This window comes from Polyangiaceae bacterium, from assembly GCA_020633205.1.
Classification (GTDB): domain Bacteria; phylum Myxococcota_A; class Polyangia; order Polyangiales; family Polyangiaceae; genus JAHBVY01.
In genome coordinates, this window is sequence record JACKEB010000012.1 from 504,311 (window position 1) to 518,674 (window position 14,364).

The 14,364-nt window shown below is 63.9% G+C and carries 10 protein-coding genes and 1 tRNA gene; 8 read left to right on the forward strand and 3 right to left on the reverse strand.

Annotated elements, in window-relative coordinates:
* Nucleotides 1-52: 52 nt before the first annotated feature.
* The 3 genes from H6718_14260 to H6718_14270 form a co-directional block, all read right to left on the reverse strand.
* Entirely contained in the window at nt 53-1,990 is a 1,938-nt protein-coding gene (locus tag H6718_14260; protein ID MCB9586561.1) for a hypothetical protein, read from the reverse strand.
* A 91-nt stretch (nt 1,991-2,081) separates the two neighbouring features.
* The gene (locus H6718_14265; protein ID MCB9586562.1) at nt 2,082-2,984 is read right to left on the reverse strand and encodes a ParB/RepB/Spo0J family partition protein; all 903 of its coding nucleotides are present in this window, start codon (nt 2,982-2,984) and stop codon (nt 2,082-2,084) included.
* The gene (locus H6718_14270) at nt 2,981-3,745 is read right to left on the reverse strand and encodes a ParA family protein (protein MCB9586563.1); all 765 of its coding nucleotides are present in this window, start codon (nt 3,743-3,745) and stop codon (nt 2,981-2,983) included. The genes H6718_14265 and H6718_14270 overlap by 4 nt, the downstream gene beginning before the upstream one ends.
* Before the next feature lie 487 nt (nt 3,746-4,232).
* Here H6718_14270 and H6718_14275 point away from each other — a divergent pair, with 487 nt between their 5' ends.
* From H6718_14275 to H6718_14310, 8 genes are all read left to right on the forward strand, one after another.
* Nucleotides 4,233-4,424, forward strand: coding sequence for a hypothetical protein (locus tag H6718_14275; protein MCB9586564.1), 192 nt, complete (start codon nt 4,233-4,235; stop codon nt 4,422-4,424).
* A gap of 446 nt (nt 4,425-4,870) precedes the next feature.
* On the forward strand, nt 4,871-6,148 hold the full coding sequence (gene tig / locus H6718_14280; GenBank protein MCB9586565.1) for a trigger factor: 1,278 nt from the start codon (nt 4,871-4,873) through the stop codon (nt 6,146-6,148).
* A gap of 268 nt (nt 6,149-6,416) precedes the next feature.
* A complete protein-coding gene (locus H6718_14285; protein ID MCB9586566.1) occupies nt 6,417-7,088 on the forward strand; it encodes an ATP-dependent Clp protease proteolytic subunit in 672 nt (223 codons plus the stop codon).
* 591 nt (nt 7,089-7,679) lie between these two features.
* Entirely contained in the window at nt 7,680-8,933 is a 1,254-nt protein-coding gene (clpX, locus tag H6718_14290; GenBank protein MCB9586567.1) for an ATP-dependent Clp protease ATP-binding subunit ClpX, read from the forward strand.
* A gap of 130 nt (nt 8,934-9,063) precedes the next feature.
* On the forward strand, nt 9,064-11,544 hold the full coding sequence (gene lon / locus H6718_14295) for an endopeptidase La (protein MCB9586568.1): 2,481 nt from the start codon (nt 9,064-9,066) through the stop codon (nt 11,542-11,544).
* A gap of 285 nt (nt 11,545-11,829) precedes the next feature.
* Complete coding sequence (locus tag H6718_14300) at nt 11,830-12,087, forward strand: hypothetical protein (GenBank protein ID MCB9586569.1); 258 nt, start codon at nt 11,830-11,832, stop codon at nt 12,085-12,087.
* A 77-nt stretch (nt 12,088-12,164) separates the two neighbouring features.
* A tRNA-Val gene (locus tag H6718_14305) sits at nt 12,165-12,237 on the forward strand.
* 257 nt (nt 12,238-12,494) lie between these two features.
* Nucleotides 12,495-14,120 (forward strand): DUF4114 domain-containing protein, encoded by a 1,626-nt coding sequence (locus H6718_14310; protein ID MCB9586570.1) that lies wholly within the window; start codon nt 12,495-12,497, stop codon nt 14,118-14,120.
* The last annotated feature ends 244 nt before the right edge of the window (nt 14,121-14,364 follow it).

Below are 14,364 nucleotides of genomic sequence, written 5' to 3' on the forward strand. Positions count from 1 at the left end.
CGTTTCCTGGTCTCAAGCGTTCTTGCGGCGAACTACCCACGCAGACAGGACACTAGTAGCCAGCCTGGGCGAGCAAGTAACTCGTCCGGGCGTCCACCCCAAGGGCCGTCACACGGGCGAAACGAGCCTGCCAGTCGCGGTCGGCCTCCGCATCACCTCGCCAGCGTGCCGCGCTCGCTCGCGCGACGAAGTACGCCAGGAGCTCTCCCGGACGATGTTGCCCGGCGCTTGCATCGAGCCAAACATCGATCTCGCCAGCACCGCGCACGACTTCGCCCGCCAGCTGGAAGCCAAAGGCTTGCCAGCTCTGGGAGACTTGCGGGCGCCGGACGCGCACCCGTAGGGGCCGGCGCGCGGCCTCTGGGGTCACCGCCAACGTGCGCCACAGCTCGAGTGAGCCGCTGCCCGCCTCCAGGTCGCCTGTGACCAGCTTGTTTAGGTCCAATGGTTCAGGGAGCGCCTTCTCTTGCCGTGCGGCAATAGCTGTTGCCGCCAAAGCCCACTCGACGTCCGCGCAGCCAGAGACTGGCGCTTGGGACGGGCCTCCGTCGTCTTCACCGGCGCGAGCGAGCTTGGTGGCCTGCTCGGCGGCGTCGCACAGTCGCTTCCCGTCTCGCGCAGCGAGGTACGCCGCGGCGCGGTCGCCGAGCTCGTTCTCGGCGTAGGCCTGTTGCAGGCTCCGCTGCGCGCTCTCCTCGAGGCTCGAGCTCGCGCCGAAAGCCTCTCGATGGCGTCGGTTCAGGCGCAGCGCTGCTCGTGGTTCACGCAGGGCAAGGTGCGCTGCAGCCAGACTCAGTTCGAAACCGCTCGTCGGGTGACCGGCGGCGAGCTCGAGCTGAGCGCGGGCGACGTCCAGTTTGCCTTCTCGCAGCGAGAGCGCGAACGCGAATAGTCGAAGCGCTAGTCGTGCGCGCTCGAGGGTTTCTTTAGGGAAAAGCTTCCCGCTGGGGTCCGTAGCTTCTCCGCCCTCGAGTTGCCGGTCAGCGCCCCCTTCGAGCAGCACATCGAGCTGCGTGGCAGCCGAATCCAGAGCGTCGCTGCTGACGGCGACTGGGAGTGGCTTGAGGACGTCGCTCGGGGAGTACCAGCGTGGCGGCTCGAGTCGCGTCAGCTCGGGGTGGGTCGAGCGCGGGGCCACGATGTCCAGGGCCAACGCCGAACGCTTGGGCATCGGCAGCTTCGGTGAAAGCTCGCTGAGGTGCCGAGTCAGCTCCGCCAGGCGCTCGTCAGCCGGCAGTTCCCGCCCAGGAGTTTGGGGGTGAGGGACGCCGCCACACGCCCCACGCAGCGCGGGTTCTGCGGTGTTCAGGCTGTCGAGCCACGGCGGACGCTGCGTTTCTGGGAGCAGCGCGCAGGCAAGCGCCACGCTGCGCTTGGGTTCGGCAGGTAACTCACTGCCCGGTGCCGACGCCAGGAGGCGCTTCATCGCTGCTGCATTCACCTCGAGCAACGCTGCGTTCAAAGCCATGTCGCGGCCCATCGCATCGAGATCCCCAGCGCGTGAACTCGCGAACGCCACCAGCTGGGGGTACGCGCCGCTCTGCAACGCCGCGCTCACCGCTGACGTCAGCTCGGGGCTGCGCTCGAGCAGGCGCGTAGCGGCGACGGTGCGCCGCTCCCGTGAGGGCTGCCCACGGGTAGCGACGAAGAGCTCGAGCTCTGCCGCGCGGATACGAAGGTCGCTGCGGGTCTGCTGCGCAGCGCCGCGAGTCCAGGGCAGCACCGAGGAGAGACCGAGCCAGCGCTCCGCCTGTGCCTCGCACGCCCATGCGTCGCCGCGGGCGGTGTTGCGCAACGTCCCCCAACACTTGAGCTGGTCCGCCCGCTTGGCGCCGTCCCGCGCGGCGCCCACTCCAAGCAAGCTGACCACTACGCACGCGGCGGCCAGGGCGCGCAGTCCCCGGTGCTTTGGTTCCACAAAGCGCACTTCGTCGCCGCCTGGTTTTTGCGCTGCGTCGTCGATCCTTGCGCTCGGAACTGAGGAACTCACACAGCGGGTCTACGGTCAGTTCCCGGCGCACTTCAGTGCGCCTCACCCCCAAACCTGGGTGCCGCTCCTGCTACGCTGGGCAAGCGCAGTCCTAGAGCAGGATTTCTAACAGGCGATCGAGCTCGTCGAGGCTCGCGTACTTGATTTTGACCTCACCTTTGCCTTCGCGGTCGCTGACCTCGCATTTGGTGCCGAGGCGGCGGGTGAGGCGCATTTCGAGGTCGCGCACGCTGGCGGTCTTGCCCTTGGCTCCCGGCTTCTTGTCTGCGGCCTTCTGCTTGGCGGCGCGCACGAGCTGCTCGGTTTGGCGCACGCTCAGGCGGCCTCGCGCGGCTTTGTCCGCGAGGTGGGTCATCGTGAGTTCATCCGGAGCGCCGAGCAGCGCGCGGCCGTGACCCTCGCTGAGCTCACCGTTGATCACCATCGAGCGCACGTGGCTCGGCAGCTTGAGCAGGCGCAGGGCGTTGGCGATGGTGGAGCGGTCCTTGCCGACTCGAGTTGCCAGCGTCTCCTGGGTGTAGCTGTGCTCCTTGAGCAATCGGTCCAGGGCCTCGGCGAACTCGATGGGATCGAGATCTGCGCGCTGGATGTTCTCGATCAATGCGAGCTCGAAGGCGCTCGCCGCGCTGACCTCGCGCACCACGACGAGCACTTCTCTGAGGCCCGCCAGCTGTGACGCCCGCCAGCGCCGCTCACCGGCGATCAGCTCGAGCTTGTCGCTGTTTTGCAGGCGCCGCGCGACCAGCGGCTCGATCAAGCCGTGCTCGCGGATCGATTGAGCCAGCTCCTCCAGGGCCGCTTGGTTGATGTGCTGACGGGGCTGACCCTTCTGCGGGATCAGCTTGTCGATCGGGCACTTGAAGACGTTGTTATCGCCGTAGCTCGCTGGAGGCGGCGCACCCGGCGCGGCCGTTTCCGTGCGGACAGGAGGCTTGGTGGGGAGCAGCGCGTCGAGTCCGCGTCCGAGCCCCCGGGTCGGTCGCTTGGTGGTCATGCGTGCGCCTCGATGACCTCGCGCGCGAGGCTCAAGTAGCCTTGGGCGCCCTTGCAGCTGACGTCATAGAGCAGTGCCGGGAGGCCGTGGGACGGTGCCTCGCTGAGGCGGACGTTGCGGGGGATGATCGACTCGAACACGCGGTAGTGGCGGCGCACTTGATCGGCGACTTCGTGCGCGAGCTTGTTACGCGGATCCCACATCGTGATCACGATGCCCTCGATATCGAGGTTCGGATTCAGCGTCTCCTTGATGCGGTCGATGGTGCCCATCAGCGCAGTGATGCCTTCGAGGGCGTAGTACTCGGGCTGCAGCGGCACGATCACGCGGTGAGCAGCGGCGAGCGCGTTCATCGTCAGGACGCCCAGGCTCGGTGGTGAGTCGAGCACCACGAAGTCGAAGCGCTGCGCCGCCTCGGACTCGAGCACGCGGCGCAAATGCGTTCCGCGATGCTCATCCAGTAGCTCGTACTCGACGCCAACCAAGTCGCTGCTCGAGGGCACGACCTTGAGCTGCTCGATGGGCGTGTCGCGCATCACCTGCTCGAGGGGCGCGGCGCCGATCAACGCATCGTAGACCGTCAGTTCCACGTCGCCGCGGTGCACCCCTACGCCGCTCGACGCGTTTGCCTGCGGATCCAGATCGACGAGCAGGGTGGGGCGCTCGGCGGCCGCGAGGCTCGCGGCGAGGTTCACTGCCGTCGTGGTCTTGCCGACGCCACCCTTCTGGTTGGCGATCGCGATGATGTGAGGAGGAGCCATTCGATCCGTACGTACTGAGCGACTTGCGCTCTCGCGCGAGCTGCGGCGGAGGGCGCAGCCGCCTTCTACACGGCGATGCGTCGCGGCGCCCACCCTAAGCAGGGCAGGGGGGAACTCTTATCGAAATTCACGTCGCGACTCTCGTTTTCTTGGTCGGCCTGGGGTCCTGTCCTACTCTGTGCGCAGATGTAGGTGCAAGTGGTTAAGTTGATCACACAGCGCACGAGGCTCCCCCTGAATCGACCGCGAAAACACGTGAAATCTCACTTCTTCGCCGATCTGGACGGCCCCGGCCAAGTCGCCGCTGAACGCATCCTGCAGCAGCACTTTTGGTGCCCCGAGAGCCCCAGTGGCCCCGCCCGCCTGGTCTCCATGGTCACCGAGCTCCGATCGTCCCGGCGGTCCGAGCGCTCCTTCTCTCAAACGCCCGTAGCTCCAACGAACCCGCTCCGCCGCTCGGAGTGAACCAACCCTGCCAGGAGGACCGATGGCCCCCCGACCGTCTTACCGAAGCTTCGATGACTTTTCGCGCGAGGAGATCCACAGCAACTTGAGGCCCACGTGGTCTATCGATGACGTGGAAGATCCCAACCGCCAAGAGATCGACTTCGATCACGACCCCTTCGAAGCGATGCTCGACTCTGCGGAGTACGAGGACGACGACGAAGACGACGAATAGCTTACGAGGAGCGATTTCATTCGCTCTTCGATGTCCCTCCCGGGACCTCGCCCCCTGCGGAACTGCCTCCCGCAGGGGGCTCTTCTTTTTTGTGGTCCAAGTCGTCCACCACGGCGCTAGTTCCGCGCGGTATGGTGGTGCAGGCGCGAGCCAGCGTGTGCTGCGCTCGCCCGATCGTCACGCGAGGCGCGCGAAATCAGCTGCGCTGAGCTTTCACTTCGCTCCCTCGGGGCTGGATGCGGCTGCTGCGCGGCGCACATGGGGCTCCAGACCAGGCCACTCGAGCGTCGCGCAGCGATCGCGAATCCGGCTTTTTTCCTGCCGGTTCTAACTCGAGTGGGGTTGGGGGAGAGGCACGCCATCGGGCGTCGCGGGCGCAAGCGCGGCAGCCGGGCCGGTTTAGGTTGACCTATGGTGGCTTGCATGGCAGAGCCGCTCTCCTTCCAATGCAGGTCAACGTACAAAAGCTGAGCCCAGTCCTGGTCGAGTTCGATGTCGAGATCGAGTCCGGACGTGTCCAAGACGAACTGAACAAGGCCTACACGGCGCTGTCGAAATCGGCGCGCATCAAGGGCTTCCGCAAAGGCAAGGCACCGCGTCAGGTGTTGCAGCGGATGTTCGGGCCGCGCGTAGCCGCCGATGTCGCTCAGAAGCTGGTAGACGAGAGCTTCCCCAAGGTCGTGAGCGAGCAGCAGGTTCAGCCGGTGAACAACCCGGCGATCGAGCCCGCGGAGCTCAAGCAGGGCGCGCCGTTCTCTTACAAGGCCCGCTTCGAGGTGGTGCCCGAGATCGAGAGCGTGGAGTACGAAGGCCTCGAGGCCAAGCGCCCGAGCAAGGCCGTCAGTGACGAAGCCCTGAACGAGGAGCTCGAGGCGCTGCGCAAGGCGCACAGCACCTTGGAGCCCCCGAAAGACGCGCGCGCTTCGAAGGAAGGTGATTTCGCGACGGTCGACTTCGAGGTGTCCGTCGGAGGTGCCGTGGTCGAAGATGCCGGCGCGACGGATCTGCCCATCGAGCTCGGTTCGAAGGCGGTGTTCGCGGAGATCGAGGAAGCTCTGATTGGCAAGCAGGTTGGGGAGACCGCCGAGGCCACCCTCGACATGCCTGCGGGTCATCCGCACAAGCAGCTCGCTGGCAAGCAAGCGACCTTCAAGCTCACCCTCAAGGAGCTCAAGGAGCGCGTGCTTCCGACCCTGGACGACGAGTTCGCGAAGGACGTGGACGAGGCGTTCGCCAGCCTGGACGATCTGAAGAAGAACGTCCGTGAGCAGCTTGAAAAGAAGGCCGAGGAAGAGGCCGAGAACAAGCTCGCGGAGCGCTTGGTCGCTGAACTCTGCAACAAGAACCCCGTTCCAGTGCCGCCGTCCCTGGTGGAGCGTCAGTCTCAGCTCACGGAGCGCGAGATCCTGCAGCAGGCGTGGATGCAGGGGCAGCGTGGAAACCAGCTGAACGAGGAACTGCGCGCGCGTATCGCCGTCGACAGTGAAGTGAAGGTTCGCGCCGGCCTGCTGATGGCAGCCATCGCGAAGAAGGAAGAGATCAAGATCGGCGACCCCGAGATCGAGGAGGGCTTGAAGGAGCTCGCCGAGCAGACCGGGAAGAACGTCGCGAAGCTGCGCGCGGAGTACCGCGAGGCGCAGAAGCGCGAGATGCTGATCGGAATGATCCTGGAGAACAAGGTGCTCGACCTGATCGAGGCCAAGGCCAAGATCGAAGACGAGTGAGCGTCCTAAACGGCGCCGGTCGGTGAAACCAACCGGCGCCGAACTCCATCTGGCGCCTGGCAATCCCCGCCGAGCGAAAAAAAGAGCGTCGTGGGTATGCGTCGTCCTGAACCACGCCGCATCACCGTCCGTAGAAACTGCGCGCGCCAAGGCATAGGCGCGAAGCATGAACGCGCCCGCGAGGCGCCGATCCGGCCAGCGGTGCGAGCGGACCAAATTCTGCTCGCCTCGATGGACTCGGGACGTTAGCGACACTAGAAGAGGTGGGATGATCAAGCGACCGGAGACTCGGGCCCAAGCTCTCGATGTACTCGAGCGTTCAGGGGACCACTTGGAGCGCACTCGTGCGGGCGTGATTTACCCGCACGTAGTGGAGACCACTCACCGCGGCGAGCGCACGTGGGACATCTTCAGCCGCCTGCTGAAGGACCGCATCGTGTTCATCGGCAGCGGCATCGACGACGATGTGGCGAACATCGTGATCGCGCAGTTCCTGTTCCTCGAGAGCGAGGATCCTGACAAGGATATCCAGCTCTACATCAACTCGCCGGGTGGTGTGGTGACCGCCGGCCTCGCGATGTACGACACCATGCAGTACGTCCGTTGCCCCGTGAGCACCATCTGCATCGGGCAGGCGGCAAGCATGGGAGCGCTGCTGCTGTGTGCGGGAGAGAAGGGGCGCCGCTACGCATTGCCCAACGCGCGCATCATGATCCACCAGCCTCTGGGCGGCGCTCGTGGTCAGGCCACGGACATCGAGATCCAGGCGCGGGAGATCCGTCACGCCAAGGACGTGGTGGTGAACATCCTGGTCGAGGCCACTGGCAAGGACAAGGAGCAGATCCACAAGGACATCGACCGCGACTTCTACATGAGCCCGGCCCAAGCCAAGGAATACGGGATCATCGACGAGATTTTCGATTCCACGACCAAGAAGTGAGCGGCAGCCTGAGAGCGCCCGGCGTGTCCGGCGTTCGAGGTCCCGCTGGACGACGCGGATGACACCACTCGGGGTCATCCGCGTCTCGGTTTGTGGCATCGGTCGCAGTGGGAGCGCGCCCGCGCGAACCGGTTTAGCTCGCGTTTCCGTGAGCTTGGGCGCCGCTCTTGAGAGTGTTCCTTGAGCGAACCGAAGCGCCTCGGCCAGTGGGGCAAAGCAGGGAGGAAACGCGGCGATTTGGTTCGGGATTGGGCTGCGCCGTCCGGTATGAGAAACGTGGCGCTGAATGTCGCATGGCGAGGGGGCACTTACGTGTCCGAAGGCCCGCGCCGTTAGCTTGCTACGGTAGGCCGCCGGCTCTACCCTTCCTGAGACTCGGCGGGAGTTACACAATCAATCCCAGGTTGTTTCTAAGCTCTCTAGAATCGGGTCTGACCCAGTGAGTGGAGATCGCAACAGCATCCAAACCTAGCGCCCTCTCGGGGGGCACCTCGTCCCGAACCAAGGGGCGAAAAACGCACGCCACGGCCTCGCTCTGAAGGGCGTCCGAGGTAGAACATAGGCAAGACACCTAAGCATCGAGAGAAACCAGTGGAGCGACGGCGAGACGACTCAAACGGCAACCTGTGCTGCTCCTTCTGCGGCAAGTCCCAGAAGGAAGTGAAGAAGCTCATCGCGGGGCCGACCGTGTACATCTGCGATGAGTGCATCGCGCTGTGCAATGACATCATCGCGGAAGAGGTCGAGAAGGAGGAGCCCAGCGATGGTTCCGATCCGATCCCGAAGCCCGAAGAGATCAAATCGATCCTCGACGAGTACGTGATCGGTCAGATGCGCGCGAAGAAGATCCTCTCGGTAGCGGTCTACAACCACTACAAGCGCATCGACTCTAAAGTTTCCGCAGACGATATCGAGCTCTCGAAGAGCAACATCATGTTGCTCGGGCCGACCGGCAGCGGAAAGACACTGCTTGCGCAGACCCTAGCCAAAATCTTGAAGGTCCCGTTCGCGATCGCGGACGCCACGACGCTGACGGAAGCCGGCTACGTCGGTGAAGACGTCGAGAACATCATCGTTCAGCTGTTGCAGAACGCTGACCATGACGTCGAACGCGCACAACGCGGCATCGTCTACATCGACGAGATCGACAAGATCAGCCGTAAGAGCGACAACCCCTCGATCACTCGCGATGTCTCCGGAGAAGGCGTGCAGCAGGCGCTGCTCAAGATCATCGAAGGCACGGTAGCAAACGTCCCGCCGAAGGGCGGCCGCAAGCACCCGCAGCAGGACTTCCTGCAGATCGACACCACGAACATCCTGTTCATCTGTGGTGGGGCGTTCGTTGGACTCGACCAAATCATCCAGCGACGCTTGGGCCAGAGCCGCCTGGGTTTCGGTGCGGAAATCAAGAGCAAGAACGAGCTCCGCTTGGGACAGTTGCTCGAGTCCGTCCAGCCAGAGGATCTCCTCAAGTTTGGTCTGATCCCCGAGTTCATCGGCCGCTTGCCGGTGATTGCCACCCTGCACGAGCTGACCGAAGACGCGCTGGTGGACATCCTCACCAAGCCCAAGAACAGCCTGGTGAAACAGTACCAGCGCCTGTTCGACATGGACGGCGTGAAGTGCACCTTCACAGCGGCGGCGCTGACCGCCGTAGCGAAGCGTGCCATCGAGCGTGAGAGCGGCGCACGTGGCTTGCGCGCCATCATCGAGGAGTCGATGCTGGAGATCATGTACGAGATCCCCTCGAAGAAGGGGGTCAAGGAAGTGGTGATCAACGAAGACGTGATCACCAAGAAGGACACCCCGCTGATTGTCTATGAGAAGGAAGCCGAACTCGCCTGAGTTCATCGTTTCCTCACGGTATCGTTTTGCTGGGCGCCAGATGGGCGCCCAGCGCGTCTTGAGCCACCAAGACTGACCCTCAATGGGAGCGCAACTTCGCTCCGCCCAACTTTCACTCGCCAGGGCCTGCATGTTTTTCAAGAACGACAAAGACCCCGCTGGAGCTCGCCGACCCCTTCCAGCGCTCCCATTGAGGGACATCATCGTTTTCCCTCACATGGTGTCTCAGCTCTTCGTTGGGCGAGAGAAGAGCATCGCGGCGCTCGACGACGCCATGAGCCGCGAGAAGGAGATCTTCCTCGCCGCCCAGAAGAACGCGAAGACGAACGATCCCACCCCTGACGACATCTACACGGTCGGCACCATCGGCATCGTGGTGCAGCTCCTGCGCCTGGCGGACGGAACGGTCAAGGTGCTGGTCGAAGGTCGCCGCCGGGCCCGCATCAAGCGCTACGTCGAGACTCGGAACTACTTCGTCGTCGACGCGGAAGAGCTGGTCGAGAACGTGTCGGCGGACGTCGAGGTCGAGGCGTTGATCCGCAGCGTGCAGAGCACGTTCGAGGTCTACGTGAAGCTGAACAAGAAGGTTCAGCCTGAAGTGTTGATGAGCGTCCAGAGCATCGACGAGCCCGGAAAGCTCTCGGACACCATCGCTGCCAACCTGCCCACGATCAAGCTCGCTGATCGTCAGAGCCTGCTCGAGATGCTCGATGCAAAGAGCCGCCTCGAGCGCCTCTACGAGCTGATGCAGGCTGAAATCGAGATCCTGCAGGTCGAGAAGAAGATCCGCTCCCGCGTCAAGAAGCAGATGGAGAAGACGCAGAAGGAGTACTACCTAAACGAGCAGATGCAGGCCATCCAGAAGGAGCTGGGTGGCGGTGAGCGTGACGAGTTCAAGAGCGAGCTCGCGGAGATCGAAGAGAAGCTCAAGAAGAAGAAGCTCTCCGAAGAAGCCAAGGGCAAGGTGCAAAAGGAGCTGAAGAAGCTCCGCATGATGCACCCCACCAGCGCTGAGGCGACCGTCGTTCGCAATTACATCGACTGGGTTCTGGCGCTGCCCTGGGACGAAAAGACCGAGGAGCGCTACGACGTCGCCGAGGCTGAGAGCATCCTCGACGAGGACCACTACGGCCTGAAGAAGTGCAAGGAGCGCATCATCGAGTACCTCGCGGTGCAGGCGCTGACCCAGCAACTCAAGGGCCCGATCCTGTGCTTCGTTGGACCACCCGGCGTGGGTAAGACCAGCTTGGCCCGCAGCATCGCGCGCTCGACAGGCCGTAAGTTCGTGCGCCTATCCCTGGGCGGTGTGCGCGATGAGGCGGAAATCCGCGGTCACCGCCGAACGTATATCGGCGCGTTGCCCGGCAAGATCATCCAGAACCTGAAGAAGGTCGCCTCGAATAACCCCGTCTTCTTGCTCGACGAGATCGACAAGATGAGTACGGATTTCCGTGGGGATCCGGCGGCGGCTTTGCTCGAGGTGCTCGACCCTGAGCAGAACTCCACTTTCAACGATCACTATCTCGACCTCGACTACGATCTGTCGGACGTGATGTTCATCACCACGGCGAACACGTTGAGCGGCATTCCGATCCCGCTCCGCGACCGCATGGAGATCATCGAACTCAGCGGCTACACGGAGTACGAGAAGCTGAACATCGCGAAGAAGTACCTGATCCCCCGTCAGCAGAAGGAGTGCGGGCTGGAGGATGTGGACTTCACGATCGGCGAGCCGGCGATCCGCACGGTGATTCATCACTACACCAAGGAAGCGGGCGTACGTAACCTCGAGCGCGAGCTCGGCGGTGTCTGTCGCAAGGTTGCCTTGAAGGTGGTCAAGGAAGGCCGTGACCAAGCTTTCCGCGTGGAAGCCGCTGAGATCCCCAAGTTCTTGGGCGTCCCGAAGTATCGCTTGGGCAAGAAGGAAGAGCACGACGAGATTGGCCTCACCCATGGCCTGAGCGTGTCTTCGTACGGCGGAGACATCCTCGACTGCGAAGTCTCCGTGGTGCCCGGCAAGGGCAAGCTGGTCATCACCGGCCTGCTCGAGAAGGGCATGGAAGAGAGCGCTCAGGCTGCCATGAGCTACATCCGCAGCCGCGCGGGAACCCTCGGGGTCGAGACGGATTTCTACCAGAAGGTCGACATCCACGTGCACTTCCCGGAGTTTGTCCAGAAGGACGGACCGAGCGCCGGCGTCACCATGGCCACCAGCATCGCCAGCGCGCTCACGCGCATCCCCGTGCGCTCCAACGTCGCGATGACTGGAGAGATCACCCTGCGAGGTCGCGTGATGCCCATCGGCGGGCTGCGCGAGAAGCTGCTCGCCGCGCATCGCAACGGCATCGACACGGTGCTGCTCCCCAAGGAGAACCGCAAGGATCTGCGTGATGTGCCGCGGCGCGTGCTCAAGCAAATGCGCTTGGTGCTCGTCGACCACATGGACGACGTGCTCCGTGAGGCGCTCCTGCTCGACGACCCGCAGGGCATGTTCGGCCCTCGCAAGCTGGTCATGGAGTATCGCCAGGGTGAGTTCATCTCGGAGGAAGGCGGTGCCGTCCGTCGCGTTCCGAGCGGAAATACCCCCGGGGAACAACCCGGCGCCGCTTGAAGCACTGGGCGGTGGCTTGCGCCCGCCCGGGAACGGTGCCGCTCCTAGAACCGTGCGGATCATGGGTGCAGTTCATCAACGGAACAAGGTCGGCCGCGCCTAGGTAGACTCTCCGGGCTGTGCACGAGGACGTCTTCCCCGCGCCCAAATCACCCGAAGCTGCCTCCCCCCCTGATCGAGCGGGGGGTGAGGGGACGAGCCCGTGGCCGAGACTCGCGATCAGTTTGGGCAGGATTCGTTCGCCGACGTCGCTCGCTGGGTGGTTGCACTCCCGTTGAGCTAGACGTGCTACTCGAGCTCCGCGCTACGTCACTGGGACTCACCGTGCGGATACGTTGGTTTCAGCGGGTCTACGCAGCCGACGCCGCGGTGGAGGAGCTCGCAGCGGCGGGGGTCCCGGCGTTCGTGCGTGGCGTACACCTGAGGAGCTTGTTTCACGCGTTTGGTCCGTACCTACCGATGCCCCTGTTCGTGGAATCGGCTCAAGCCGAGGAGGCGCGGCAGCTGCTCGATCAAGGCTTTCGGCGGGAGCGGGTCAGCTGACCTAGTGGGCGCGCGGCTGGTTTCGGGGTTGGGCAGGTGGCATTGGCATGCTACAAGCTCGCCCCGCGATGACGCGCGGGCGGATAGCTCAGTTGGTAGAGCGCTAGCCTTACAAGCTTGATGTCCACGGTTCGAGCCCGTGTCCGCCCACTCCCCGAGGCCTGCTTCGTCTGAAGCGGGCCTCGCTTCGTTGTGGGGTTGGTGGAATGGAGGAGCCCGCGGTTCAAGCGGCTGACCGCGGCAGTTCTATCCTGACTCGGAGTGGCGCGCGCCGTTGTTGGGGGCAAAGGACTGACGCGGCGCAGCGGGCCGGACCAACCAGTTGGCCTCTACACTGCGGACGCCAGCCAGCTGTGGGACTGGAATGCGTGTTGGTTCCGAGTCGGTCGCCCGGTACCCTAGGGAGGATGGCACTCTCCTCCTCGGCCCGCTTGCTCGCATCGACCTTCACGTTGGGAGCGCTGCTGTGCGCTTCAAGCGCATTTGCTCTGCAGCAGCCGGATGGCACGGTGGTTCCGGCCGGAAACAACTTGGTCACCTTCCTCAACGCTGAGGGGGAAACGATCAACCCGCTGACTGATGCAGCGATCACCCCGCAGACGTTCACTCCCCAGTGCTCGCTGACGTTCACCGTGATCGGGCGTGGCGCGGGTCAGCTCAACTCCTTCGGTTGGTACAACGTGACGGGTACCAAGCCGTCACCTCAAGAGCTGTACGAGTTCATCACCTGCAACGACGGCGTCGGCACGGTGAAGACGCTCGATGTGCGAGCTGACAGTCGCTACCTCGGCGGTGAAATCGGCTTCTTTCAGGCGACGACTCAGGGCAAGCCTGGCAACTGCGCCAACTGGGCCGACGTCTCGGGGACGATTGGCTACTTCTACTATTCCGAAGATCGCTACAACCAGGACAACGTCCCGGGGAACCCAAACAACTGGATCCACCTGTTGATCATGAACACCACCCGGGCGGACCTACAGCCCGCCTTCTACTTCGGCTGGGAGGACCTGTTCTCCGGGGGAGACAACGACTTCGAAGATCTGCTGATGCGCGTGGAGGGGATCCGCTGCTCTGGAGGTGGACAGCCCTGCGAGACCGGTGGCATTGGCAAGTGCGCCTTCGGCACCACCCAGTGTGTTGGCGGGAGCGTGCAGTGCTTGCAGAACGAGCAGCCCACTCCAGAGAAGTGCAACGCGATCGACGACGACTGCAATGGTGAGACGGATGAAGGCGACTTGTGCGACCCAGGGCTGGTTTGCGATCGCGGTGTGTGCCGCCCGTCGTGCAGCGGTGGTGAGTTCAAGTGCCCCGTGGGCTACCAGTGTGAGAACGACCTCTGCGTGGACACCGCTTGCGTTGGCAAGACCTGCGATGCGGGCAAGGTCTGCGTGCAGGGCGAATGCAAGGCGCCGTGCGATGGGGTTACATGTCCGCACGGAAAGACTTGCAGGCAGGGCGCGTGCGTCGACCCCTGCGACGGCGTGACGTGTGAGAGCGATTACTACTGTGATCCTAGCGTTGGTGTATGCGTGCTCGGCTGCGGTTGCACGGGGTGCGGAGCAGGCCAAGCCTGCAGTCAGGTGACGTCTGCTTGTGTCCAGAGCGCCTGCGAGACCGTGACCTGCGATGCTGGCACCCACTGTGTCGACGGAAACTGCTTGGACGACTGTGATGGAGCACAGTGCCCCGCGGGTCAGAAGTGCGAGGCTGGGAGCTGCATTCCCGATGAGAATGCCAGCGGCGGGACCGGGGGTAGTTCGAGCACCGGAGGCAGCGGTCCAATTGGCATCGGTGGCACGTCGTTCGGAGGATCCGGCAACGTCGGTGGAACGGGGGCGACGGCTGGCACGAGCAGCAGCAGCGGTGGCGCCCTAGTCGGTCGCGGCGACACGACGGAGAGCGACTCGGGCTGCGGGTGTCGAGCTGCCGGCTCGGGAGGAACCCGGGGCGCCTGGCTCGCCGCGCTTGGCCTCCTACTACTGCCCTTGCGCCGCCGCCGCTTTCGCACGGAAAAGCGCTCGCGTCGGGTGTAGAGGTATAACTGCTATGCAAAGTTCACGCGCGGGAGATGCGAGCGTGAAACTTCAGGAAGAGGATCGGGCGATCGACCGTAGCTGATCGGGAGGTTATGCGTGCTGATGCGACGGCATGCACTCGTTGGCACGATTCCCAAGATGCCCCACATCGAGATCTTCCTGGTGACCGCCGCGACCGCCGCTATCGGCGCGACGCGGTCTGCGTTTCGACTCTCCCACCGCAGCTTGGGTCGGCCAACGT

Coding starts and splice junctions, on each gene's coding strand:
- H6718_14265 (MCB9586562.1), bottom strand. CDS start 2,984: ATGACCACCAAGCGACCGACCCGGGGGCTCGGACGCGGACTCGACGCG.
- H6718_14270 (MCB9586563.1), bottom strand. CDS start 3,745: ATGGCTCCTCCTCACATCATCGCGATCGCCAACCAGAAGGGTGGCGTC.
- H6718_14275 (MCB9586564.1), top strand. CDS start 4,233: ATGGCCCCCCGACCGTCTTACCGAAGCTTCGATGACTTTTCGCGCGAG.
- tig (MCB9586565.1), top strand. CDS start 4,871: ATGCAGGTCAACGTACAAAAGCTGAGCCCAGTCCTGGTCGAGTTCGAT.
- H6718_14285 (MCB9586566.1), top strand. CDS start 6,417: ATGATCAAGCGACCGGAGACTCGGGCCCAAGCTCTCGATGTACTCGAG.
- lon (MCB9586568.1), top strand. CDS start 9,064: ATGTTTTTCAAGAACGACAAAGACCCCGCTGGAGCTCGCCGACCCCTT.
- H6718_14310 (MCB9586570.1), top strand. CDS start 12,495: ATGGCACTCTCCTCCTCGGCCCGCTTGCTCGCATCGACCTTCACGTTG.